Origin of the sequence: Zhongshania antarctica (assembly GCF_014202945.1) — a bacterium.
Classification (GTDB): domain Bacteria; phylum Pseudomonadota; class Gammaproteobacteria; order Pseudomonadales; family Spongiibacteraceae; genus Spongiibacter; species Spongiibacter antarcticus.
This window is the reverse complement of the sequence record NZ_JACHHW010000004.1, coordinates 283,644-307,431: the sequence shown is the minus strand read 5'-3', so window position 1 is coordinate 307,431 and position 23,788 is coordinate 283,644. Positions and strand designations below refer to the sequence as shown.

The following is a 23,788-nucleotide window of genomic DNA, read 5'->3' as shown; positions in this document are numbered from 1 at the left end:
GATTTACCTGTCATTGTCAGTGAGTTTGCGCCGCTTTTTGCATGCTGGATGCGCGGCTACAAATCGGGCTAATAATTAGTGGTGGTCGTCACCGGGCTGGCTGAGCTCGATGAGCACGCCATCACAGGACTTGGGATGAATAAAGATAACTTGGCAACCGTGGGCGCCAGGTGATGGCGCATCAGCCAAGAATTGATAGCCTAGGGCTTTGAGCCGCGCCACGTCAGCCACGATATCGTCGGTGCTGAAACACAGGTGATGTAGTCCGCCAGGTTTCTTTTCCAGATATTTGGCAATAGGGCCTTCGCCGCGCAAGGGGCTTACTAACTCGATGCTCGTTGATTTCAGTGGAAAGAAAGCAGTTGCGGTTTTGGCGCTCTCCACTTCTTCGCTGCCATCGTAATGCAGGCCAAAATCCGCCATAAATCGGGCAATGGCTTTCTCTAAATCGGGTACGGCAACAGCAATATGATCAAGACCAGTAATCATTGAAATTCTCCTTAGCTTAAATAGCGCTGGCAGCAGTGCTGCCAGCGCAGACAATCACTTCAATGTGGCGAGAAACTCGATGGTTTTCACGCGACGCATTTCGGCGACTTCCTCGGGGGTTTCAATAACAATCATCTCGTCAGGTATGATTTTAAACAAAGGCTGGCCTTTCTTAATGATCACACCGTCGCCTTCAACCAAGACCTTGGCAATGGTGCCGGAGAACGGCGCAATTACCTTGTTGAACATTTTCATGACTTCAACAATATACAGCGTATCGCCAGTATTAAAGTGATCACCTTCGCTAACGAATACATCCATACCCGGCGCTTCGCGGGGGTAATACATACCACCGCTGGCTGCCAACACCTCGTCTGACTTCGCGGCAGGTGGTGGCACCAATACTTTGGCCATCTGCTTTTGCAAGTCTTTGTTGGTGAGGCGCTCTGGAATGGTAATACTCAAATCAGGATTAACGCTCAGTTCACAGAAGCCGGTTTCAGTGGCGATATACATCAGCACGGCGAGGACTTCGGTGCCGGCGTAATAGCCCACGTGAGCGCTGCGCACCGCCAGCCACTCGTCACTGCTAAAGCCTTTTGGCGCTTTGTCGCTTGCCAGCAGCGCTTGCAAGGCTGGAAAATCCGCCGCGTCGACTTTCTCATTCAATGATTTGTAGAAGCTCACCGCCGCCGTCAGAATATCGTGATCGTGATCCCAGATCATATAACGAGCGGGCTTGCCCTTTTCAAAATCCATATTGAGGTAGTGGTAAAGCTTGTCCAGCATTTCAATAGGGTTAATCTGCCATTTAATTTCGCCATCGGCGATATGCAGATTGTCTTTGTTCATGCTCAGCCAGCCAGACATATAGTGTGGCTCAGCGAACAGCCGCTCCAAGGGCCGAATTAACAGCAGCTTTTTGGCATCGAGGGCTTCTGCCCACGCCTTGGCATTATCGCCTGCCGCCGCGACATACTTCTGGCGAATTTCGTTAAAGGCCACATCTAAATCAATCTGATTGGCCTGCTCCTTCAATAGGCCCACGGCAGTCAGGTACGGGACGATGAAATTGGTCGACGGGCGAGCGTTGATGCCGTTACCGATAAACCAATGAATCAAACCGTAATGAAACTCTAGGTTGGTCGACAAATCCTTGCCGCGCAACTCAGTACGACGCAGAATTTCAGCCAAGCGCTGATAGCTGCTCAGACGAGTTTCGCCGGTGGTCAGCAACAAGGCGATGTTAGAGTCATACGCACCGGCTAGGTGGTACTTCATGAAAACATCGGTGTCTGGGTTGTGAGTCGAAATACCCTGATCATCGCGAATTTCACCAGAAATTGCGTTAGACCAGTTTTCAATCACACCACCGGCGTGGGGCTGCAGCGCTTGGTTGGTGGCGTTCATTCGCGCTTCAACCGAGGTCTTTTCGCGCAGAATACGGGTCGGCTTGGGCAGTTTCTTGCCGTGACGCGCCAGTAAAACCATCACTTCAACCAAACTTTCGGCAATGAAATAGTCGCCAGAGTCGTCAGGGTTGGTGAATTTTAGTTTGTAGCACAGCTCAGTTACCCGGTGTTCAACCTGGATTCGGGTGTTCATTTCCATGAAGTAGTGCGCTTCGCCGTCGACAATACACTCAAAGGTGCCGAGTGAGTCCAGCTTAACCGCTTCACCAAAGATCGCCCCCTCCCGCTCCATATGCTGGAGAATAACAAGGTCTTTCTTCAGCTGCTCGGCTTCTGCGGTCTTGCCTGCAGCAGCGGCCACTTCAATCGCGGCTGCAAGTTCTTCTTCGGTAACCGATACTTCCAGCAATTTCTGTTCATGCATCTGCAATGAACAGTCGCGACCGCCCATCGTCATGCACCACTCGCCGTTACCCACCACCTGAATTTCTTGGTGACGGGTGGTGTCGATATTCATTTCGATCAGGACGTTTTTATTGTCGCCCACACCGTTAGTTTTCAGCTCGATTAAGCATTCCAACACCAAGGACGGAACATTGGCGGCGGCTTTTTCGACCTTCTCTTCGATGGTCGCGCCTTCATAGGAATTAGCCGACTGCAAAATGCGCTGACCTTTACCACCACCACCGGCTATCGCTTTTAAGCGAAAACGATTATTGGGTTTCTCAGTCAGCATACGCTTGGCTTCAACCTGCAATGCCGCACCAATTTCCGCAGCATTAACGATGTCGATATTGGCTTCGTAAGACGCTGCCAGCAAGGCTAAAGCCTGCTCTTCTTCGTCTTTACATGCGGCAAAATCAACATCGAGTTTGTGATCTTTGGCGCATTTAACTAAGCCATCTTTACCGTATTTAGCAAATAAGGCCAAGCTAGTGGCGTTATTCACGCCAGGAGTAACCGATACACCGGTTTCCAGCGCGGTGCGCTTGGCCTGATCCTTCATACCCGCAGATTTCTGGGTAAAGGAACAAGGCCCAATAAAGTTCAGCCCGGCCTTCTCCATGGACTCAACCATTTCAGCGTCTTCTGACATAAAGCCATAGCCCGCAAAAATTGAGTTATAGCCGTTGTCGTAAGCAATGCGGATAATCTGCTGAATGCGCTTTTGACGCTCTTCTTTAGTGGCGCCGCTGTAGTCTGGCACTCGGTGAACCCGGTCTGGGTCTGTTAGCGTGCGCAGCTCTGGGGCTAGGGCATTGGTATAGGTAATGGAATCTTTTTCAGAGAGCAAAATACCGTAGTGAGTGATGCCCATTTCATCGAATACATCCATGGCTTCCTTACGGATTGGGCCACGGCAAATAATCAATGGTTTCATGTCGTTACAGGCGAATGCTCTCACCCATTCTGATTTTGATTTAGCCAGTTTCCGGTCTTTATGGACCATAGGATTGCTCAAATAATAATTATTGCTTGCTTGCACGTCGAATAACCTCGTTAGCGAATCGTCTAATTCAATGGATTAAGAAACCGTTGCACGCAACGGGGGGTTAATGGAACTCCCGCTGCACACCACCCATGGGTTCAGGCTTATAGGCCTTGAGGTGCAGTTCCAGTTGCTCGCCCAGTACCTTGCGTAGGTCTGAGGGCATGACGATCTGGGATATTGATCCCAGGCTTAGTGCTTCATTTGGATTCATCAGCTCGCGTTCATAACGCTGAGTCAGCAGCAGTTCTTCTTGTTTCTGCCATGCGCCAACCGCGTCTTTCGCTGCGCTAACTGCTTCGGCCTCAGCCATACCGGCTTTGACATTCTGCGTCGTCGCCTCGGCGATCTTAGCTTTTAGCGAGCCGCGAATTTTGCGAACTTCATCTTTGTAAACGTACTCAACACCGGCAGGCCCCATTACCGCTAAGCGGGTGGTCGGCAGTGCGCAAACAAAGTCGGCACCTGTTGGGTAGTTGTTAAAGGCAGCGTAGGCACCGCCGAAGGCGTTGCGCACAATCATCAAAAAGCGCGGAGTGCGCAAATCAATAATCGCGTCGAGCATCGCGCGGCCTGCTTGCACAATACCGCCCGCCTCTTGTTCTTTACCAGGCAGGAAGCCGGTGGTGTCTTCCATGAAGATCACCGGAATATTGTAGACATTACAGAAACGGATAAAGCGCGCGTTTTTATAGGCCGCATCGATATCAATCTGGCCAGAGGCCACAGCCGAGTTGTTGGCGACAAAACCAACCACATTCCCGCCCATGCGACCCAAGGCGCAGACCGTGTTGCGAGCGCGCTCAGGCTGGATTTCAAAGAAATCGCCGTGGTCACACATCTGCTGAATGATAATGCTGATATCAAAGGGTGTGTTAAAACCAGTGGGGCTATTGAATGCTTTCTTTAATAGCAGGTCGATATCCCAAGTTTTGCGGGTAATCGGATCAGACGTCGGCTGAAAAGCCGGTGCTTCGCTGCTATTACTCGGCAGGTAATTTAGTAACTCTTTCACTTTACGCAGTGCGGCAACTTCATCGGGCACTACAAAGTCGGTTACGCCAGATTTAGAGTGAACACTTGGTCCGCCCAGTTCATCAGCAGTAACGTCTTCGCCCAGCACCGACTTAACAACACCTGGACCAGTTAGACCAAAGAAAGTGTCATTAGGCTGAATAACAAACGAGCCCTGACGTGGCAAATAAGACCCGCCACCGGCGTTATAGCCAAACATACACATAATCGATGGCACAACACCGTTGATTTTACGCAGCGCCGTAAAGGCTTCAGCGTAACCGTCTAGACCACCAACACCGGCCGGAATATAAGCACCTGCGGAGTCGTTCATGCCAACCAGCGGGATGCCCAATTTACCCGCTAGGCGGAATAAATTGGCTAATTTGGTGCCGTTGGTGGCATCCATAGAGCCAGCACGTACAGTGAAGTCATGGCCATAAATAGCCACGTCGCGACCATTTACTTTCAGCACAGCAGTCACTAACGATGCGCCATCCAGATTTTTACCCCAGTTTTGGTAAAGAATCTTCGGCTCGGTACCTGCGTCAGCTAAGACATCAATTCGTTCCCAGATCGACATCCGCTTCTTTTCGTGCTGCTTTTGAAAGCCTTTTACACCCGCCATTTTGCGGGGACGCTGCTGCAGGTCGTAACCTGCCTTTAGCGCGGCTTCGTATAGACCGGGGTCGTAGTCGATTTGACCGGGAACAGTGAATTCAAGCTCAGATTTCTGCTCAAAGGGGTTTTCTAATGAGGGAGTGAGTTTTGCTATTTTTGTCATGCCTGTCAGTTCCAGCTACATTTAAATGGTAACCCGCGAACATACCGCATGCGTGTTCCCTTTTATCGTTTCTGGGTTTCAGAAACTTGGGATTTGCGCCTGCAGGCATATTTGAAGTGCGGATATAATGAGAACTAACCGTTCTGTGTGGTGCATCGACGGCTTGGTGATTCTCAAAGCGGCGGCTAACAGTACTGGGAACATCCCCCTCTGTCAATCTGGACAGCCCTGCGGCGCGGCCCGACTCAATGATAAAACACTAGATTTTTCAGGCTCATAGCACGTAAAATTGGCGACTGTTTACAGCCTCGCATCACTTCTGAGCAACACTTCATGGCTAGCCTTTGCCGCGTATCCCTACCCTACCACCGCGATTCCAGCCGCTATTTTGCCGCAGTGAAGCATCTCCCGCTGCCGGTTTACTTAGATAGCGCTGCCGAGCATAACGAACGAGGACGTTGGGATATTATTTGCGCCGACCCAGAAGAAGTTATTTCAATAAATACAATAGACTATATCGACATCAATACATTAAGCATTAACATTGAGAATCGCTTAAATCACATTAATAAGACGTATCTCGACGCCCCTGACCTCGCCTTTAGCGGTGGCGCCGTCGGTTATTTAAGCTACGATTTCGGCGAGCAATTCCAAGCGCAACTCAACACCAGAAAGGACGACAACCCACTCGCCCACGTCGGAATCTACCCCTGGACCGTTATTGTCGATCATGAACGCGAGCGCTGCGAGCTGGTCGCTCAACCCCACTTGAGCAACGCCCGCGTCAGTGAGCTTGAGGTGCTTTTGCGTCAGGCAGCTCCCGAGGCCCCTGCCAGCAAATTCAGATTGACCAGTGCCTTTCAAAGCTCGCTGAACCCCGAAAGTTACGCCAAGGCTTTTCACAAAATCAAAGCCTATATCGACACCGGTGATTGCTACCAAATCAATTTAACCCGGGAATTTAGCGCTGACTTTAAAGGCGACCCGTGGTCGGCCTATTTGCGCCTGCGCGAGGTAGCCGCAGCGCCATTTTCAGCCTATATGGATTTCGGCAGCAGCCAATTTCTGTGCCTGTCGCCCGAGCGCCTTTTGGCAGCGCATGATCGCCAACTGCAAACCCAGCCAATTAAAGGCACGGCAGCGCGCAGCGATGACCCCGATGAAGACCTGCTGCTGGCAACGACCTTGCAGGGCAGCGCCAAAAATCGCGCAGAGAACATCATGATCGTAGATTTATTACGCAATGATTTTAGCAAGAGCTGCCAAACAGAAACGGTGATAACCGAAGCCCTTTGCGAGCTGCAAAGCTTTCGAACCGTACATCACCTTGTGAGCACGGTAACCGGCCACTTACGTGATGATCGCAGTGAATTTAGCGCCCTGCTCGACTGTTTTCCAGGCGGCTCAATAACTGGCGCGCCCAAACAACGCGCCATGGAGATCATTCGCGAGATTGAGCCTCACCGCCGCTCACTGTATTGCGGGAGTATTTTTTACCTAGGGCCAAAGGGCAAACTGGACAGTAATATTGCGATCCGCAGTTTCGTCTGCAATCAAGAAAAAATCAGGGGCTGGGCGGGTGGCGGCATTGTTGCCGACTCGGTACTTGAAGAGGAGTTTATTGAAACTGAAACCAAGATCAGCAAGCTGCTCGACGCACTTGCTGACCTTGATTAAGCCTAATGCAGGCGTTTAGCCTAATATCTTAAAGGCTCAGATTGCGATTGGACGCTTTAATAAACTCAAGCTTAAGTGCCTCGTAATCATGTACCGCAGGAAATTGCGGAAACTCTTTAATGACATTTGGCGGAGCCATAAACAAGATACCGGCATCGGCTTCAGCCAGCATCGTGGTGTCATTGTATGAATCTCCAGCTGCAATAACCCGGTAATACAAGGTTTTTAACGCCAATACCGCCTGACGCTTGGGATTAACCTGGCGGATTTTGTAATCCACAACCTTACCCAAGCTATCCGTTTCCAATTTATGGCACAGCAGGGTCGGCCAGCCCAACTGCTTCATTAGTGGGGCTGCAAACTCATAAAAGGTATCGGATAAAATTACCACCTGAAACCGCTCACGCAGCCAATCCAAAAACTCCCGTGCGCCTTCCATTGGTGCCATATCAGCGATCACTGCCTGAATATCAGGCAAACCCAAACCATTCTCTTCGAGTAAACGCAGGCGCTGCTGCATCAATACATCGTAGTCAGGAATATCACGGGTGGTTGCCTTCAAGGCCTCAATACCGGTGCGCTCGGCAAAATCGATCCAGATTTCAGGGATCAACACCCCTTCAAGGTCAAGACACGCAATTTCCACAAAAATACTCCTAATGAAATGAATAGCAGCGCTAGGCGCAATAAAATCCGCGTCAATCTAACGGCTTGAGGATCAGAAAGCAATGCTAGGAGCAAGTCGGACGCTAGAGGTCTGATGTCGGACGTAAAACCAAAATCGACACATTTCCGTTGAATTTTCGTCGGACGTCCGACATCAGACTTCCAACGTTCCCTCAATACATCGGCAATTCTATATCCGCAAATAACTCGTCCAACTCCATTTTGGTATGGCATTGATACGCCTTATCAACCAGGTCTGGTGTTAGATGCGGCGCGAACAGCTCTACAAAGTCATACATGAATTTGCGCATATAGGTGCCCCGACGAAAGCCAACTTTGGTAACACTCGGTTCAAATAAATGACTGGCATCCAGCGCGACGAGGTCAGCGTCAGTTACGGGGTCGTAGGCCATTTCGGCAACAATGCCGATCCCGAGACCGAGGCGAACATAGGTTTTAATCACATCGGCGTCGGTCGCGGTAAACACCACGCGCGGCTCAAGACCTTTGTTTAAAAAAGCCTCATCTAGCTTGGAACGCCCGGTAAAGCCGAATACATAGGTGACGATTGGGTGGAGCGCTACGTCTTCAATGCGCAAGGTTTTTATGGCCGCTAGCGGGTGATCTTTAGGTACCAAAATCGTTCTATTCCAGCGATAGCAAGGCATCATTATAAGATCGCTAAACAACTCAAGGGCCTCGGTAGCGATGGCAAAATCGACGCCAAAATTGGCGGCAAGCTCGGATATTTGCATCGGCGTCCCCTGATGCATATGCAGGGAAACCTCTGGATAGCGTTCAATAAAGGTCTTTATCACCTTGGGCAGTGCATAGCGCGCTTGCGTATGGGTGGTTGCGATGGACAAACTGCCCTTTTTGGGGTTTTTAAATTCTTGAGCGATATGCTTTATGCTTTCAGTTTTATAGAGAATCTCGCCGGCGGTTTTCAAGATCGCCTCCCCCGCTGGCGTGATACGGGTTAAATGCTTGCCATTGCGGGCAAACACTTCCACACCCAATTCATCTTCCAACATCCGGATTTGTTTGCTAATTCCCGGCTGCGAGGTAAACAAACTTTGCGCAGTTGCCGACACATTCATTTCATGATGCGCAACTTCCCAGATATATCGCAGCTGTTGCAACTTCATAAGGTAAACCCCCTAAAACAACACAATCTGAAATGAGCTAACTCGATTTTTATTATTGCGCGCTAACCGCACTAATTATCAATAATATTGGCGATGCCATGAGGCACATGCCCCGTCGACACATGCTCTTTAGCCGATTCACAATGTGCAGGTTGATCGTCAAAAAACACGTCTGCACCGTAGGCTGCCAAGAATTCGCCCTTTTCTAAGCCTCCTAAAAACAAAGACTCGTCAATACGAATATTCCATTCACGCAAGGTTCGAATAACCCGCTCATGAGCTGGCGCAGATCGCGCCGTAACCAATGCTATTCGTATTGGTGGTGCATTGTCTGGAAACTCCGATTGCAGCGTATTTAGCGCCGCTAGAAAAGCTTTAAACGGCCCGCCACTCAAAGGCGTGTTTGCCGCAGCGACCTCGCTAGCGGTAAAGGCATCGAGCCCGTCCCGCTTGAAGACTTGTTCAGCTTCGTCAGAGAAAATGACCGCGTCACCATCAAAGGCAAAGCGCAGTTCCCTATTACTTTGCGCGGGCGCTTTTTTCGATCTCGGCAATAAAGTCGCCGCGGCAACGCCACTGTCAAGCGCGCGGCGCACATCTTCCGCATCAGTAGACAAAAACAGATGACAGCCAAAAGCAGATACATAGCGATAAGGGCTTTCGCCACCACTAAACGCTGCCCGGCTAATATTCAAACCATAATGTTTAATGGAGTTAAATACCCGCAGGCCGGTATCCGCAGAATTGCGAGACAGCAGGATGACCTCGACTTTGGCGTCGTCTAAAAAGTCATTTAGCTTGAGTAAGCGTTCGACAATACCAAAGGCTTCGCCCGGCGCGAGCACTTCGTCTTCATGATCAATTTGGTATTTTTGATAGGCACCCAAGCCTTCGGATTCGTACACACGATGACTTTCATCCAGATCAAATAACGCTCTGGACGAGATTGCGACAACAAGCTTATTTTCAAGACCTTTGGGCATAGACGTATTTCTAAGAGCAATAGGCTCACTATACAAGAAGCCTCGGTTAAGGCAACAATTCCGGCGCCACGTTCGCGAGTATGGTCGCGACGTTATAAGCGCGGAAATTCACAGGTATCTCTGCGTCATTCGCTATTACTCGGCCAATATCGGCGATAAGCCCAGCATTTAAGGCTGCAAATATCGGCTTATTTATTTTTTCATTGTGAATCCTAGACGATAAAACCCCGATGATATGGGGGGTTCCGGAAATCGTTTGCAATAGCGCCGCGCCGCTTTGACCTTCGTGACTAAAGCAATCCAAGCTGTATATGTCACTTAAAGCCTGCTCTCCGCGCTGCCATAAGCTAGCGCGGCAACGAGAAAACCACAGGCTATGGCGGGCTTTGTCGCTTGGGTAGGCAAAGCTGTCTACCCAATTCACCGGATTACTCGCGAGCGGCACCGCCAAAATCGGGGGATTATTGATCGGCAAGGGCTGGGCTAACTTAAACAAGGCGATATCGGAACCACTGTAGCTCGCCACGTTCCCCGTGGCTTGATCGACAGGGTCATGCTCTCGGTGCACCCAAACACGACTCACTGCAATTGCATTCGCCAATACCAAGGGCGACGCAATGTAACGCAAGCTCAGTATTTGCTGAGAGCCATCTGGGGCGAACAAGCAATGGGCTGCCGAAATCAACCACTGCCCACTTAACTGACTTGCCGTGCAGCGAGACTCAAATAAACTGCCATCACGCTGCCGAAATCGACTAAGTAGCACCCCCGTGCGCGGTGCAGATCGCGGCGCCTGCCAAACTTGTTGACGGCTGTCCTCCGCGCCAGTAGCGCCAGCGGTCGAGCGGCGCTGCACATATAAGCCATCGATGGCGCCTTCTGTTCGCGGTATCTCATGCGCCCCACTTACTGGCATCCACGCCAGTTGCGGCATGCCTTGGGCATTACTCACTAGCACCCGCTGGTAATTTTCATGCTGCGCCAATACCACCACGCCATCGACATCCGGAAACGGCTGGCGAAAAGCGCGGTCTTTAAAAACACGCACAGCGCCTGTTGTAGAATACGGCAGTAAACTCGACAATTGATTAAGTACCGCCAAGGCTTTGTCTCTGCGCAGAGCGACACCGCTGTCTATTTCACGCTGAAAGTGTCGCAGCGCTTCTTCTGGGCTAAAAGACCTATCGAGATCCGCGAGTACAAACGCGCTGTGCAATATGCGCAGCTCATATCCCCAGCGCTCGGCTTTGCGGCTTCTTAAAGCATAGTCATACGAACGAGCTAAATTTGCGGTTACGCTGGGGCCACCCCAAAAATACAACTGCGCTAAATCTTGGGTGCGAGCCGAACAAAGACTGGCGGCATTCTTTTCTGCGGCAAGCAATTCAGCAACAAGATCGGCGCTGACAAGCAGTTCCGGCGATGCGCTTTTAGGATAAACACTCCGCTCGCAGTCGGCACTCGAATAACTGGCGCTCAGCAAAAAAACACCCAGTACGCACCGGCGCGCTATTAACTGCAGGCCAAGCCCGCTAAAATTCAGCAAAGTTTTGAGTCGGTACTTATGCATAGCACAACATGGATAGAACTCAGTAGCGAGGCGCTTCGTCACAATGCCAGCATCGTGCGTCAGCTTGCCCCCAAAGCCGCCATTCTAGCGATGCTTAAAGCCAATGGCTATGGCCACGGCGCTAGCTGGGTAGCCGAACAATTAAAGACCACCGTCAATGGTTTTGCAGTGGCGCGGCCCTGTGAAGCAAGGCTATTACGCGCGGCGAATCCGCAAGCCCGCATTCTCCTGCTCGGCACCCTGCTGGATTCGGACATCCTGTTTGAATGCGCCACCCTTGAACTGGATGTCGTGGTGCATGATCTTGCCACCGCCAAGCGCCTCGCTCAAACCCCGCTGCCAAGGCCCATCGCGGTGTGGCTTAAGCTCAATATTGGCATGAACCGATTGGGCATGTCGGCCACAGAATTCAGTGAAGCTCACAATTTACTCAGTGCGACAGACCATATCAGCACTATTCAGCACATGAGTCATTTCAGTGACGCCGAAGATATCGATCCGAGCCTAAGCCAGCAGCAAAGCCAGAAGTTGCTAACGCTAAGCAATAGTTTGGGAGAGTATCCGATTAGCATGGCGAACTCAGCGGCTATTATTGCCCACCCAGACACCCATCACGACTGGGTTCGGCCCGGCATTATGCTCTACGGAGACGATCCCACGCAGCGCTTATCCGGTGACCGGGCCTTAAAACCCGTTATGAATTTCAAAGCCAGGGTCATTGCTGTACGCAACGTCGCTGAAGCGGAAGGCGTAGGCTATAACCGCCGCTGGCGCGCAAAAACAGCGGCAAGAATCGCCACCGTGGCCGCTGGCTATGCCGATGGCTATCCCCGCAACGCGCCTGACGGCACGCCAGTTCTGGTTAACGGTCAGCGCGCGAGTCTGGCCGGTCGGGTATCTATGGACTTAATGACGATTGACGTAAGCCACTTGCCTACCACAGCCATCGGCGACGAAGTGAGCCTGTGGGGCGATGGGCTCCCCGCCGCTGAAATCGGCAAACACTGCGGCACCATTAGCTATGAGCTGTTTACGCGAATCACTGAACGAGTCGATCGCTTTTATCGCTAAGTAAAATAAGTAACCAGTGAATAGCGCGCCTATGGCCCCAAATTAAGCGCGCAGCAAGCCTATTGCGCAAGAATGCTCGGCAAACGCTCTTTAGTGAGACGAAACACCACCGGGCTCAGCAATAACAAGGCAATTAGATTCGGAATGGCCATTAAGGCGTTAAGGGTATCGGCCAGCAGCCAGATAAAGCCAAGATTCGCCATTGCGCCCATTGGAATCGCTAAAACCCACGCAATTCTAAACGGCTTAACGCCTTTCTCGCCAAAAAAGTAAACAACACATCGCTCTCCGTAATAGGACCAGCCTAGCATCGTGGTAAACGCAAAAATGGCCAAACCGACCGCGACAATATAGTGGCCGCCAGGAATCAAGGATTCAAATGAACTGGCAGACAAAGCCGCGCCGGTTTCCCCTGTTTGCCACTCCCCCGACAGTAAAATCACAAAGCCGGTCACTGAACACACCAAAATAGTGTCGATAAATGTGCCGAGCATTGCAATCATGCCCTGGCGCACCGAATTATTGGTCTTTGCCGCAGCGTGGGCTATTGGCGCGCTACCAAGTCCCGCTTCGTTTGAAAAAACACCGCGAGCAACACCGAAACGAATCGCCGCCACAATTCCTGCACCCGCAAAACCGCCTACTGCCGCAGTGCCGTTAAATGCCGAGTAAAATATTAACTCGACCACCCCCGGCAATGCCGAAAAATTCATTAACAGCACCAGTATTCCAACCGCCATATAGGCAATTGCCATGAAGGGTACTAAGTAACCGGCCACGCTCGCGATACGTTTCACGCCACCTAATATCACCAACCCCACGCCAACAAACATGACTAGGGCGCTGATCCACACAGGCACGCCAAAGGCACCGTTCATCGCGTCAGCGACCGAGTTTGCCTGCACGGTATTGCCTATGCCAAAACCGGCAATAGCGCCAAACACGGCAAAACACGTTGCCAGCCACTGCCAGCGTTTACCAAGGCCATTTTTAATATAATACATTGGCCCACCGCTAAAATTACCTTCGCTGTCCTGCTCGCGATAATGCACGGCGCAGACTGCCTCAGCGTATTTGGTGGCCATCCCCACTAGTGCCGTACACCACATCCAGAACAATGCGCCGGGCCCGCCTAAGGCAATTGCCGTCGCCACCCCCGCAATATTCCCCGTGCCAATAGTCGCAGAAAGCGAGGTCATTAAGGCCTGAAAAGGGCTTATCTCACCCTCCCCTGGCCCGCTCTTACGCCCTGCCAGCATTAATTTAAATGCCGGCCCAATTTGCCGTATAGGCATCAAGCGCAGGCCCACCATCAGGTAGGCGCCCGTGCCTAAAATGAGTACCAGCATCAGCGGCCCCCAAACGATGCCGTTGATAACACCGACAAATCCGCTTATCTGCTCCATTAATATTCCTTAAGTTTGTTGTTATTTGTCAGCTATTGGCGCTCAGGTATTTAAAAAGTCAAAGTGGCTGCGCTGGGGAAACAAGCCGTAAACCCCACCCGTATGAATAAATACAATATCACCGGTGCTACCAAAGCGACCTTTTTGCAGTTGATCTAACATGCCGAAAAAGGCCTTACCGGTATAGACCGGGTCGAGGACCAAGCCCTCGGTGGCGGCCGCATCAGCAATACAGCGGTAAATCTCATCGTCGGCCTGGGCGTAACCCGGGCCGACATAACCATCGATCACCTTTACTGACAAGCAATCAAGGTCTATGCCAGTTTGGTAGCGACGCTCCCAACTCTGCAGGTCGCTGTTCACTTTATTGACAAACCACGCCTCGTCGTCACAAACATTCACACCCCATACTTGGGCATCAATGCCGTAAGCCGCCACTCCGGCAGTCAATCCGGCTTGGGTGCCACCCGAGCCTGTTGCACAAATAATATGCTTTGGATCAATACCGTGACGCTGAAAATCATCCTGTAACTCCGCGCAGGCCTGCACATAGCCCCACACACCAATGGCATCTGAGGCGCCAGTGGGAATAATAAAGGCTTTACGACTACTACTCGCATAGGCTTTTTGACAGTCGAGCAGCAAGGAATCAAGTTCACGCTGAAACTGCGCCGGCGGATAATAAGAAATCTTGGCGCCAGCTAATTGATCTAGCAATAAATTGCCGTCGGCGCTATCGGCCCGATGGCCACGCAACAATAAATGGCATTTAAGCCCTAATTGCGCGCAGAGCAAAGCCGTAGCCCTGCAGTGATTCGATTGTATACCACCACACGTAATAACCGTGTCACAGCCTTCGGCAAGGGCTTGAGCAAGATTAAATTCCAATTTACGAATTTTATTGCCCGACAGCACACTCCCGCTGAGGTCATCGCGTTTCACCCAAATGCGCGGCCCACTATAGCGCTCACTGAGACGACTGAGGAGTTGCAGAGGTGTGGGTAGCTGAGCGAGGTGCAGACGAGGTGGATTGATCGCGCTTACAAAATCTGGCGGTGCGGTATTTCGACTTGATTCATCAGGCATATTGTCACCTGTAAAGAAAAGCGCCCTGCGATCGCAGAGCGCGGGCAATGTTTAAATTGCTTTTAGAGTGCCTTTAGGCAGAACGGCGTGAATTGATGAGCGTTGAAATTTCAATTCAACATTATCGGTAACACTCAGTGCAACATAGCTGTCGTCAATCTTGGTGACCTTGCCCAAAATACCACTGGTGGTCACAACTTCGTCACCCTTGGCCAGTGCCGCAACCATAGCGGCGTGTTCTTTCTGGCGCTTGCGCTGAGGGCGAATAGCAATGAAGTAAAACAGACCAAACATTAATACCAAGAAGCCTATCTGGAATAAATCGGCACCGGCGGGGGCACCTGCTGCACCAGCAGTCTGGGCATGGGCTTGGGAGATGAAAAAACTCATTACACGTCCTTCTCAATCAAACTATTGCTAAAAATAACACTGCAGGCAACGCGCCCGCAGTACTGAAAATACGCCTGCCATAGTACACAAGGCCAAACTTCAAAGCGAGTAATCGTAGTCCATGGTAAAGGGCGCGTGATCGGAGAAACGTTCGTCGGTATAGACGTCTGCAGCCTTAATCGTGGGAACTAATCCGGGCGTGACGACATGATAGTCGAGCCGCCACCCCACATTATTGGCATAGGCTTGGCCACGATTCGACCACCAGGTATACACCGCCTCCTGATTAATCTCACGAAAGGCATCAACAAAGCCGCCCTCCTCATAGACTTTATCCAGCCAGGCGCGCTCATGCGGTAAAAAACCCGAGTTCTTTTGATTGGCCTTCCAGTTCTTTAAATCAATTTCTTTGTGACAAATATTCCAATCCGCGCAAATCACGAGCTCCCGACCGCTGGCCTTGAGTTCAAGAAAATGAGGGTAGATCTTGGCGAGAAAAACATCTTTGCGGGCCTGCGCTTCCTCACCGCTAGAACCCGACGGCAGATACATGGAAATAACGCTGATATTATCGTAATCTGCTCGAATATAGCGCCCTTCGCTGTCTAGCGGGTCCCAGCCCAGCGCCGTCGTCACGTTATTCGGTGGTTTTTTGCAGTACATTGCAGTGCCGCTATAGCCTTTTTTAATCGCATCGCAGTAAATGGTGGTATAGCCTTCGGGATGGTACAACGGATCCTCAAGCTGATCGCGCTGCGCCTTGGTTTCCTGAATACAGACAACGTCGGCATCTTGCTTGGCCAGCCATTCAAAAAAGCCTTTGCGGCCCGCTGATCGAATACCATTGGTATTCGCAGTAATGATACGCACCAGTGCAACTCCTCGTAAAAAATTCGGTGCTCAGCTTACCAAAAACCGCAAAGGCAGGTTCACTTATTTACTAATGACCCTATTCATCCATTTGGATCATGCCCAGACCTGCCGACTAACCCTAATATGGGCGTCTAATACCTGAACAGAGATGGACAATAACAATGAGTCAATCCGGCCTAGAAGCGCTACTTGCAATTGAGCAAATCAAAAAACTTAAATATACCTACTTACGCGCAGTCGACACCCACGACTGGGATCTACTCGCCAGTACCCTGACGGCCGATTGCACCGCGCGATACGATGACGGCAAATACAGCTTCGATAACCGCGACGAACTCATAAGTGGTTTACGCGGCCATATGGACTCGCCGTCGGTACTGACCATGCACAATTGTCATCACCCCGAAATTGAGTTGGAGAGCCCCACTAACGCCAAGGGAATCTGGTATTTACAAGACCTCGTATTCAATAAAGAACAAAACTGGATGCTCTTTGGTACCGCTATTTACACCGACCACTACCGTATAGAAGATGGATTATGGAAGATCTGCCACACCGAATACGCGCGGATCATGGAGGCCGTAAATGCGCCAATCCCTGCTACCCTGACATTTACGCACAATATGTTTGAACCAAAGCCGTAAACCAAACGAATAAGTGATTAAAGATGAATGATATTGCCGCACGCCTAAACACCGCCACCGAACAGCTTTGCCAGCCCGGCGCACCCTTTGAAATAGAAACTCGGCAATGCGGTGATACCGAGCTACGATTCTATAAAAATGCGCCAAACACCCTGCGCGCGCTACTTGAGCCCGGCCGTGGATTTGGCGCCCAGGAGTTTTTGGTTTATCAGGATCAACGCCTGAGCTTCGATGATTTTTTCGCCCGCGCCGACGCATTAGCCTACTACTTAGTTTCCGAACTCAATATCAATAAGGGCGACCGCATTGCTATTGCGATGAGAAATAACCCCGAGTGGATGATTGCCTACTACGCGATTGTCAGTATCGGCGCGGTGGTGGTGCCATTAAACTCCTGGGGCAGCGCCGACGAATTAGCTTATGGCCTCGGTGACTCCATGGCCAAATGGGTGGTTTGCGACCAAGCACGCTATGACACAATTACCGCTGCACCAAGCGAGCTTGCTTGCCAAGTTATTTTGGTTGGCGCCACCGGCTCGGCAGAATACTTGAGCTTCGACGCTATTATTAACGCCCATCTCGGCGCGGCAATGCCGGAAGTGGATTGCGAGAGCGACGACATTGCGCAGATTATGTACACCTCTGGCACGACTGGTCGGCCCAAGGGTGCAGTGTCTAGCCACGGTAACATCTGCCAAGCCATCTTTAGCTTTGAATTTCACGGCACCTGCTCGGCCATGGCAAACCCAGAGGCGATTCGCAAAATGTTCAGTACGGGCTTTGCGCCCTGCACCTTACTCAGCGTCCCCCTCTTCCATGTTTCCGGTTGTTACGCGGCCTTCTTACTCAATCTACGCGCTGGTCGTAAAACCGTCATGATGTACAAATGGTCTGCGGAAGACGCGCTCGCCTTGATCGAAAAGGAGCGTGTCACCATCTTTAGCGCCGTGCCGTCGATGGTCGTGGATTTATTGCGCCACCCCAAGTTCAAGACGACCGATACTACCAGTTTGTTCTCTATTGGTGGCGGCGGCACGGCCTGCCCACCGAGCTTTAAAAGCACAATTAGCGAAAACCTCGGCGACGCCTACGTTGGCACTGGTTACGGCATGACCGAAACCAACGCAATTTGCGCCAGCTGCACCGGTGATGCGTATTTCTATAAGCCCAAAAGTGCCGGCACACTATCGCCGCTAGTCGAATGGCAAACCAGAAGCCCCGAGGGCGGTATTCTTGCTAAAGGTGAAGTAGGCGAAATTTGGCTGAAATCAGCCTGTAATATCACTGCCTACTGGAATAAACCAGAAGCCACCGCCGAAAATTTTGCACATGGGTGGATGGCCACGGGCGATATCGGCTATCTGGATGATGAAAACTTCGTGTTTTTGGTCGATCGAGCCAAAGACCTCATTATTCGCGGCGGTGAAAATATCTACCCTGCAGAAATAGAAGCCTGCCTCAGCCAGCATGCAGCGATTGCCGACAGCGCGATTATTGCAGTGCCCGATGAACGTCTGGGTGAAACGCCCGGCGCCGTCATCCGTATTCGCGACGGTGCCACGCTTAGCGAAACTGAAGTCAAAGACTATTTGGCGGATAAGCTCGCGGCCTTTAAGCAACCGAGCCATGTGTGGTTTGTGGAAGAGGAATTGCCGCGCAACGCCACCGGCAAAGTCCTCAAACGCGATCTCGTTCAGCGTTTCGTAAAATAGACTGCCTAATACACCCCCCTCTTTAAAATGAGGGGGTTGCGCTACTGGCTATAAGCCGTAATATCAGCGACATCATCTTTAATGTGAGTGTCGCTATGTTGTTTTTCTCTAAAAAGCGCGCCAAGCACGTGCTCGACGAAGGTGCCGCTGAACTCGACGACGCCACCCTTCAAAAGACCCTCAGCAATCGCCAAGGTATTCTCAACAGGGTGACCAACAACGCGTCACTCGCGCCGTATATCAGCCAAGTGAAAATACTGTTTAATTTGGTTCAAGATTACGTAAAGGGCGACTATCGAGAGGTGCCGTGGTGGTCACTGGGCTCAATAAGCACAGCCCTACTCTATATATTAATGCCAATGGACGCCCTCCCCGACTACATACCTGTAGCAGGCTTTCTCGATGACGCCGTGGTATTAAAACTGTGTCTCGATATGGTCACCAAAGATTTAACGAAATACCTAGAATTTAAGCAGGGAGGCAAATCATCCGGCGACACCGCTACAGACAATACTGCAGACAAGCTCAGCACCTAATACTCACCGGCCAGACGCCTGTTTTCAGCGCGCGGCTAGCCGGTGCATGCAAATAGACTACTGGGACAGTTCGTCCAGCACTTCCATAAGTGTTTCGTGGTGCGATTTGGTTTTAAATTTATCCATAATTTTAAGTAAGCGGCCGTCTTCACCAATAATAAAGGTGGTTCTAACAGTGCCCATATTTTCTTTACCCATAAACTTCTTCAGCTGCCAGCACCCGTATTTATCGATAATGGCGTGATCTTCGTCAGAGAGTAAGGGGAAGTTTAGCTCGTACTTGTCATAAAATTTCTTAATTTTGGCAACCGGATCAAAACTCACGCCCAGCACTTGGTAGCCCAGCTTATCCAATTCGCCGTGCACGTCTCGTAAGCCGCAGGCTTGCATAGTGCAGCCCGGCGTTGACGCTCTTGGGTAAAAATACAAGACCACGCCTTTTTTGCCCTTAAAGTCTTTTAAGCTAACGGTCTCTCCGTCTTGATCTTGCAGGCTGAATGCAGGTGCAAGATTGCCAACTTTTGGTAAAGCCACGTCAATTCTCCTTTGCTAATACACGTTGATTGATTAATTCGGCTCGCTATCGAGGTCAGTATTGTCCTCAAAATCCACATCAGCGCGATCTGTCAGCGCAACCGGTAAGGATTTTTTGACCTTGGCGCCGAGCGCCTCCAGACGGCTTACTCGGCCAACCAGGTTGCCACGCCCAACCGTCATACGGCTCATGGTTTTATCAAAGGCATCGCGGCCGCGATCCAAATGTTTGCCAATATCTTCTAAGGACTGCACAACCAGCGCAAACTGGTCGTGCAGCGCGCCGGCCTCTTTTGCGATTTTTTCAGCGTTTTGATTTTGTCGCTCGTAGCGCCAAATACTCTGCACCGTACGCAAGGTCGCGAGCAGGGTTGTTGGCCCCACCACAATGATGTTTTTCTCATACGCACTGCGGAATAGTTCTGGATCATGTTCAAAGGCCGCCATAAATGCGGCTTCTACTGGAATAAAAATAAACACAAAATCGAGGGTACGCAGGCCTTCAATATGCTCGTAGCCCTTGGTGCTCAAACCATTAATATGGGCTTTCACCGACTGGGCATGCTCTCGTAAAAATGCCTGGCGCTCGCCCTCATCTTCGCTGCTGCAATAACGTTCATAGGCAAGTAAAGAGACCTTGGCGTCAATAACAATGTCTTTATCGTCTGGCAGGCGCACAATAACATCGGGCTGACGTCGCTTGCCGCTCTCATCTGTAAAGCTCTGCTGGGTTAAGTACTCGTGACCCTTGCGCAGTCCAGACTCTTCGAGCACCCGCTCAAGAATGACTTCACCCCAATTGCCCTGGGCTTTGTTATCGCCTTTTAGCGCCCTAGTGAGATTTTGGGCTTCTTTACTGATATTGCGGTTCATCTCTTGGAGATTTTTAAGCTGCTCTTTAAGCTCACCACGCTCGCGATTTTCATCGCTATAGATATGGTCTACCCGGCCACGAAATTCAATGAGCTGGTCGCGAAAGGGCTTTAACTGCGACTCTAAAGCTTCGCGACTGTGGCTTTGAAAACGCTGACTTTTTTCGTCAAAAATGCGGTTCGCTAATTGCTCAAATTGATCCGTTAATTGCTTTTTGGCATCGCTGAGTAAGGCGATTTGCTCCGCGGTCGCGGTTTGCAGATGTTGATAGGCGCTCTGTTGGCGGGCAAGCTCCGTTTTTAACTCACTGCTGCTTTGCTCGTATTGGCTCACACTGGCACGGCTCGCCGCCAGTGCTTCGGCTTGCTGGGTCACGCGATCAACATTTACTGCTAGGTCGCGCTGACTTGTCTGTAATTGCTCTCGGCACGCCGTTAGACTGTGCTGCGCCTCAGCCAATTGCCTTGTTTGCTGCTCTATACTTAGCTGCAAACCCGCTATCTCGGATTGTCGCGCCTCAAGCTGAACGCCAGCAATTTTACGCTGAATAAAGAGCCCTGCGCCAAGACCAAGGCAAAGTGCTATTGCCGCGATACCGGCAATGATAAGTATTAATTGTTGATCCATGTAAACGTGGTCCCGAACTAGTCGACAACGCCACGCCGCAAATTACAATAATCTGATAAACGTGGCTTATTATTCATTTTCAGGGGCGCGCATAGTGCCGCTGGCTACCAGTACCGCATCGCCGCCAACCCTTACAACCATTGCCGCGGTCGCTTTTTTAACAAACTCTACCTTCAGCACACTCTGACGCTGGGCTTTGTGGCCACGCTCAAGCCAGAAGGCATGGGTGCCGTCGGCCAAGCCACGGGTTTCACATAAGCTCGCCACAAACGCGGGAATAGCGGCGCCCACCGGCGGACTTTCATCCTGCGCGATGTGGGCGCCCAGTATACGCAGATGAAAGTCTGTCTGCAGCGATTCCGTTTCGCTGCAATATACCAGCAGTTCGTTTACGGGCGCCGATCCCGCACTGCTGCGCGACCAAGCCTCTAAATTAAATCGCGCCCGGTAAACAGCGTCTAAGGAACGCAGCGGTACAATTAAATAAGAGGAATCACAACTCACAAACAAGGTTTTCGCTTTTAAAGTTTCAATGTCGTGAGCACCCAAGCCCAGCGCTGCTTGCAGCTCCTTAGCGTCCGGCACATAGCGGTCAACTTGAGCGTTCACCGACATCGACAGCTGAGTGAGCAAACGGTCCTCATGCTGAGACAGCATCACATCAAATACTTTATTGCCTTGGGAGAATTGAATCGTTGAATTTTCTTTGCTCGTTGCTAAGACTTTACTGTGCACCAACGCCCGAGCGGCCGCAACCACGCTATGGCTACCTACCGCCCTTTCACTTAAGGGAGAAAACACCTTTAATTCCGCACTTACTGTGCTTTTACCGGGTAACACAAACACGGTTTCTGGGTGGTTGACTTCCCTAGCAATTACCTGCATTTGCCTCGCGCTCAACCCTTCGGCTTGCGGAAATACGGTAATTTGGGCGCCGTTGAACGGCGTGGGGGTAAATACATCAACGGTATGAAATGCATAATCCATAGTGCAGTCCTCGAACAGGTAGAAACGAGCGTACTGTTTTAGTGCAATATAAACAGCAAGAATACCGCGGCTAAATTAAGCGGCGTTATTATCTTAACCATAGCCGGATTTATGCTTTAGCCCAAACAGCAAATGAATATTATTTCACTCGTCGAGGGTTTTCTTTGAATTCGGCTTCCAGCCTACCTGTTTAGCCCACAACGGACTTGGGGTACTCACTCTGATCGGGTACTGACCGGTTTTACGGTCTTCAAAATATTCCGTTAGCACATCGGTGACAATCGGAAAGGCAAGTTCTGACCACGGAATATCTGCTTCACTGAATAATTTAGATTCAAGGCTCTCTGGGCCGACGCCGAAATCGCCGTCTAAATTACCTCGATAAAACACATAAACTTGGTTGATGTGGGGGATATCAAATAAGCGGTATAGGGCTTCATCTTTTACTTTGGCGGCAGCCTCTTCAAGGGTTTCACGAAGCGCTCCGTCGAGCATGGTTTCACCGTTTTCCATGAAGCCAGCGGGAATTGTCCACGAGCCAATTCTCGGTGCAATAGCGCGACGACAAAGCAGTACTTGGTCGCCAGCAATAGGTAGACAACCCACAACAACTTTGGGGTTAACGTAATGTATTACTTCGCACTGGGGGCAAACATGGCGGAGACGATTATCGTCTGCGGGTATTTGCTGTATTAGCTTAGCCCCACAATTACTGCAAAAATTCATCAAGCCGCCACTCTCCTCATTACTCAGCGCAGTTCGCTGTATTTGCCCGCATGAAACACCAAGGGCTTGGCACCGGGCTTGGTTTCCATCTCAATGACTTTTCCGACCACAATGATATGATCGCCGCCATCGTAGCGGGCCCATGTTTCACACTCAAAGCTTGTTAAGCAATTGCGCAATACCGGTGCACCACTCTTACCAATACGAAACTGCTCGGGAACAAGGTCGTGATCATTCTTTTTAGAATACGCATTGGAAAGCGCCACTTGATCACTGGCCAAAAAATTTACCGTGAACATCTTGGTTTTATTAAAGGCATCGAGACACTCTGAGTCATTGCGTAGACTCCACAGTACCAGAGCCGGGTCCAAGGACACCGATGCAAAGGAATTAACGGTCATACCAAATGGCTGATAGCCTTCAGGATTGGCCGTTATTACACATACGCCGGTCGGGTATTGGCCAAGGGCATTTCTAAATTCACGCGGATCAAGACTCATAAGATTTCCTGTCAATTTTTATGTATGGCTTTTCGCCACTTTATTTGTGCGCTGCATTATACACAGCGCCATAAGCTTTGTTCATCGCCCTAGCTACGCCAAGTGGACGACAAAGCTTAGGAAAACGGCTCTAGTCCTGCCAACGCTTACGTGCCTGCTGGTCGGTTTGACGCGCATCTACCCAACGCTGCTCACCATTGAGAGTACACTCCTTTTTCCAAAAGGGCGCCTCAGTCTTCAAATAGTCCATAATAAATTCACAGCTTTGGAAGGCATCCTGGCGATGCGCTGCGCTCACCCCAACAAAAACGATTTGATCCTGGGGCTGAAGTACGCCAACCCGATGGATGACGGTAACAGCAAACAAGGGCCAGCGCTGCTGTGCACGATTGACTATTTCAGTAATGCATCGCTCGGTCATGCCGGGGTAATGTTCTAATTCCATGGTCAGTACATCATCGCCCTGATTACTGTCTCGCATCAGCCCGACGAACTGCACAATCGCCCCGCTCTGGCGCGAGTGTGAGGCTAGGGCTCGGCACTCTGCGCCCACATCAAAATCAGCTTCACCAACACGAACAATTACGCTCA

General features: G+C 50.8%; 22 protein-coding genes. 5 read left to right on the top strand and 17 right to left on the bottom strand.

Annotation, left to right across the window (positions count from 1 at the left end):
• Positions 1 to 75 precede the first annotated feature (75 nt).
• The 3 genes from mce to HNQ57_RS08600 all read right to left on the bottom strand — a co-directional run bounded on the left by mce (position 76) and on the right by HNQ57_RS08600 (position 5,188).
• Positions 76 to 489 carry a methylmalonyl-CoA epimerase gene (mce, locus tag HNQ57_RS08610; RefSeq protein ID WP_008247763.1) on the bottom strand — a complete coding sequence of 138 codons (414 nt, stop codon included), beginning with the start codon at positions 487 to 489 and terminating at the stop codon, positions 76 to 78.
• A gap of 54 nt (positions 490 to 543) precedes the next feature.
• Positions 544 to 3,351: a biotin/lipoyl-containing protein gene (locus tag HNQ57_RS08605; protein ID WP_184462313.1), complete on the bottom strand. Its 2,808-nt coding sequence runs from the start codon at positions 3,349 to 3,351 to the stop codon at positions 544 to 546.
• Positions 3,352 to 3,454: 103 nt separating this feature from the next.
• Positions 3,455 to 5,188 (bottom strand): acyl-CoA carboxylase subunit beta, encoded by a 1,734-nt coding sequence (locus HNQ57_RS08600; RefSeq protein ID WP_184462312.1) that lies wholly within the window; start codon positions 5,186 to 5,188, stop codon positions 3,455 to 3,457.
• A 333-nt stretch (positions 5,189 to 5,521) separates the two neighbouring features.
• On the opposite strand from HNQ57_RS08600, the gene HNQ57_RS08595 reads away from it, so the two are divergent.
• A complete protein-coding gene (locus tag HNQ57_RS08595; protein ID WP_184462311.1) occupies positions 5,522 to 6,865 on the top strand; it encodes an anthranilate synthase component I family protein in 1,344 nt (447 codons plus the stop codon).
• 28 nt (positions 6,866 to 6,893) lie between these two features.
• On the opposite strand, the gene thrH is transcribed toward HNQ57_RS08595, so the two are convergent.
• From thrH to HNQ57_RS08575, 4 genes are all read right to left on the bottom strand, one after another.
• Positions 6,894 to 7,511, bottom strand: coding sequence for a bifunctional phosphoserine phosphatase/homoserine phosphotransferase ThrH (thrH, locus tag HNQ57_RS08590; RefSeq protein ID WP_184462310.1), 618 nt, complete (start codon positions 7,509 to 7,511; stop codon positions 6,894 to 6,896).
• Positions 7,512 to 7,704: 193 nt separating this feature from the next.
• Entirely contained in the window at positions 7,705 to 8,679 is a 975-nt protein-coding gene (gene cysB / locus HNQ57_RS08585) for an HTH-type transcriptional regulator CysB (protein ID WP_184462309.1), read from the bottom strand.
• 71 nt (positions 8,680 to 8,750) lie between these two features.
• On the bottom strand, positions 8,751 to 9,662 hold the full coding sequence (locus tag HNQ57_RS08580; RefSeq protein WP_184462308.1) for a 5'-nucleotidase: 912 nt from the start codon (positions 9,660 to 9,662) through the stop codon (positions 8,751 to 8,753).
• Positions 9,663 to 9,708: 46 nt separating this feature from the next.
• The gene (locus tag HNQ57_RS08575; protein ID WP_184462307.1) at positions 9,709 to 11,232 is read right to left on the bottom strand and encodes a trypsin-like serine peptidase; all 1,524 of its coding nucleotides are present in this window, start codon (positions 11,230 to 11,232) and stop codon (positions 9,709 to 9,711) included.
• On the opposite strand from HNQ57_RS08575, the gene alr reads away from it, so the two are divergent.
• Positions 11,227 to 12,303, top strand: a complete 1,077-nt coding sequence (gene alr / locus HNQ57_RS08570) for an alanine racemase (RefSeq protein WP_184462306.1) — start codon at positions 11,227 to 11,229, stop codon at positions 12,301 to 12,303. The two genes, HNQ57_RS08575 and alr, sit on opposite strands and share 6 nt — an antisense overlap.
• A gap of 59 nt (positions 12,304 to 12,362) precedes the next feature.
• On the opposite strand, the gene HNQ57_RS08565 is transcribed toward alr, so the two are convergent.
• From HNQ57_RS08565 to HNQ57_RS08550, 4 genes are all read right to left on the bottom strand, one after another.
• Entirely contained in the window at positions 12,363 to 13,709 is a 1,347-nt protein-coding gene (locus HNQ57_RS08565; RefSeq protein ID WP_184462305.1) for an alanine/glycine:cation symporter family protein, read from the bottom strand.
• Between the two features lie 42 nt (positions 13,710 to 13,751).
• Positions 13,752 to 14,795 carry a 1-aminocyclopropane-1-carboxylate deaminase/D-cysteine desulfhydrase gene (locus HNQ57_RS08560; RefSeq protein WP_184462304.1) on the bottom strand — a complete coding sequence of 348 codons (1,044 nt, stop codon included), beginning with the start codon at positions 14,793 to 14,795 and terminating at the stop codon, positions 13,752 to 13,754.
• A 51-nt stretch (positions 14,796 to 14,846) separates the two neighbouring features.
• Positions 14,847 to 15,185: a preprotein translocase subunit YajC gene (gene yajC, locus HNQ57_RS08555; protein ID WP_008247730.1), complete on the bottom strand. Its 339-nt coding sequence runs from the start codon at positions 15,183 to 15,185 to the stop codon at positions 14,847 to 14,849.
• A 99-nt stretch (positions 15,186 to 15,284) separates the two neighbouring features.
• Positions 15,285 to 16,055, bottom strand: coding sequence for an exodeoxyribonuclease III (locus HNQ57_RS08550; RefSeq protein WP_184462303.1), 771 nt, complete (start codon positions 16,053 to 16,055; stop codon positions 15,285 to 15,287).
• 164 nt (positions 16,056 to 16,219) lie between these two features.
• Between HNQ57_RS08550 and HNQ57_RS08545 the strand changes: the two genes are divergently transcribed.
• From HNQ57_RS08545 to HNQ57_RS08535, 3 genes are all read left to right on the top strand, one after another.
• On the top strand, positions 16,220 to 16,702 hold the full coding sequence (locus HNQ57_RS08545; protein ID WP_184462302.1) for a nuclear transport factor 2 family protein: 483 nt from the start codon (positions 16,220 to 16,222) through the stop codon (positions 16,700 to 16,702).
• 23 nt (positions 16,703 to 16,725) lie between these two features.
• Positions 16,726 to 18,414, top strand: a complete 1,689-nt coding sequence (locus HNQ57_RS08540) for a class I adenylate-forming enzyme family protein (RefSeq protein WP_184462301.1) — start codon at positions 16,726 to 16,728, stop codon at positions 18,412 to 18,414.
• Positions 18,415 to 18,509: 95 nt separating this feature from the next.
• The gene (locus HNQ57_RS08535; protein ID WP_184462300.1) at positions 18,510 to 18,950 is read left to right on the top strand and encodes a YkvA family protein; all 441 of its coding nucleotides are present in this window, start codon (positions 18,510 to 18,512) and stop codon (positions 18,948 to 18,950) included.
• Positions 18,951 to 19,007: 57 nt separating this feature from the next.
• Here the strand turns inward: HNQ57_RS08535 and bcp are convergent, their stop codons facing one another.
• The 6 genes from bcp to moaE form a co-directional block, all read right to left on the bottom strand.
• Positions 19,008 to 19,484: a thioredoxin-dependent thiol peroxidase gene (bcp, locus tag HNQ57_RS08530; protein ID WP_184462299.1), complete on the bottom strand. Its 477-nt coding sequence runs from the start codon at positions 19,482 to 19,484 to the stop codon at positions 19,008 to 19,010.
• Positions 19,485 to 19,517: 33 nt separating this feature from the next.
• Positions 19,518 to 20,984 carry a DNA recombination protein RmuC gene (locus HNQ57_RS08525; RefSeq protein ID WP_184462298.1) on the bottom strand — a complete coding sequence of 489 codons (1,467 nt, stop codon included), beginning with the start codon at positions 20,982 to 20,984 and terminating at the stop codon, positions 19,518 to 19,520.
• Between the two features lie 69 nt (positions 20,985 to 21,053).
• Positions 21,054 to 21,971, bottom strand: a complete 918-nt coding sequence (locus HNQ57_RS08520) for a PhzF family phenazine biosynthesis protein (protein WP_184462297.1) — start codon at positions 21,969 to 21,971, stop codon at positions 21,054 to 21,056.
• Positions 21,972 to 22,115: 144 nt separating this feature from the next.
• Positions 22,116 to 22,697 (bottom strand): NUDIX hydrolase, encoded by a 582-nt coding sequence (locus HNQ57_RS08515; protein WP_184462438.1) that lies wholly within the window; start codon positions 22,695 to 22,697, stop codon positions 22,116 to 22,118.
• A 23-nt stretch (positions 22,698 to 22,720) separates the two neighbouring features.
• Positions 22,721 to 23,197 carry a flavin reductase family protein gene (locus HNQ57_RS08510; RefSeq protein WP_184462296.1) on the bottom strand — a complete coding sequence of 159 codons (477 nt, stop codon included), beginning with the start codon at positions 23,195 to 23,197 and terminating at the stop codon, positions 22,721 to 22,723.
• 130 nt (positions 23,198 to 23,327) lie between these two features.
• Positions 23,328 to 23,780 (bottom strand): molybdopterin synthase catalytic subunit MoaE, encoded by a 453-nt coding sequence (gene moaE, locus HNQ57_RS08505; protein ID WP_226968332.1) that lies wholly within the window; start codon positions 23,778 to 23,780, stop codon positions 23,328 to 23,330.
• Positions 23,781 to 23,788: the final 8 nt, after the last annotated feature.

Coding starts and splice junctions, on each gene's coding strand:
- mce (WP_008247763.1), bottom strand. CDS start 489: ATGATTACTGGTCTTGATCATATTGCTGTTGCCGTACCCGATTTAGAG.
- HNQ57_RS08605 (WP_184462313.1), bottom strand. CDS start 3,351: ATGGTCCATAAAGACCGGAAACTGGCTAAATCAAAATCAGAATGGGTG.
- HNQ57_RS08600 (WP_184462312.1), bottom strand. CDS start 5,188: ATGACAAAAATAGCAAAACTCACTCCCTCATTAGAAAACCCCTTTGAG.
- HNQ57_RS08595 (WP_184462311.1), top strand. CDS start 5,522: ATGGCTAGCCTTTGCCGCGTATCCCTACCCTACCACCGCGATTCCAGC.
- cysB (WP_184462309.1), bottom strand. CDS start 8,679: ATGAAGTTGCAACAGCTGCGATATATCTGGGAAGTTGCGCATCATGAA.
- HNQ57_RS08580 (WP_184462308.1), bottom strand. CDS start 9,662: ATGCCCAAAGGTCTTGAAAATAAGCTTGTTGTCGCAATCTCGTCCAGA.
- alr (WP_184462306.1), top strand. CDS start 11,227: ATGCATAGCACAACATGGATAGAACTCAGTAGCGAGGCGCTTCGTCAC.
- HNQ57_RS08575 (WP_184462307.1), bottom strand. CDS start 11,232: ATGCATAAGTACCGACTCAAAACTTTGCTGAATTTTAGCGGGCTTGGC.
- HNQ57_RS08565 (WP_184462305.1), bottom strand. CDS start 13,709: ATGGAGCAGATAAGCGGATTTGTCGGTGTTATCAACGGCATCGTTTGG.
- HNQ57_RS08560 (WP_184462304.1), bottom strand. CDS start 14,795: ATGCCTGATGAATCAAGTCGAAATACCGCACCGCCAGATTTTGTAAGC.
- yajC (WP_008247730.1), bottom strand. CDS start 15,185: ATGAGTTTTTTCATCTCCCAAGCCCATGCCCAGACTGCTGGTGCAGCA.
- HNQ57_RS08545 (WP_184462302.1), top strand. CDS start 16,220: ATGAGTCAATCCGGCCTAGAAGCGCTACTTGCAATTGAGCAAATCAAA.
- HNQ57_RS08540 (WP_184462301.1), top strand. CDS start 16,726: ATGAATGATATTGCCGCACGCCTAAACACCGCCACCGAACAGCTTTGC.
- HNQ57_RS08535 (WP_184462300.1), top strand. CDS start 18,510: ATGTTGTTTTTCTCTAAAAAGCGCGCCAAGCACGTGCTCGACGAAGGT.
- HNQ57_RS08525 (WP_184462298.1), bottom strand. CDS start 20,984: ATGGATCAACAATTAATACTTATCATTGCCGGTATCGCGGCAATAGCA.
- HNQ57_RS08520 (WP_184462297.1), bottom strand. CDS start 21,971: ATGGATTATGCATTTCATACCGTTGATGTATTTACCCCCACGCCGTTC.
- HNQ57_RS08515 (WP_184462438.1), bottom strand. CDS start 22,697: ATGAATTTTTGCAGTAATTGTGGGGCTAAGCTAATACAGCAAATACCC.
- HNQ57_RS08510 (WP_184462296.1), bottom strand. CDS start 23,197: ATGAGTCTTGATCCGCGTGAATTTAGAAATGCCCTTGGCCAATACCCG.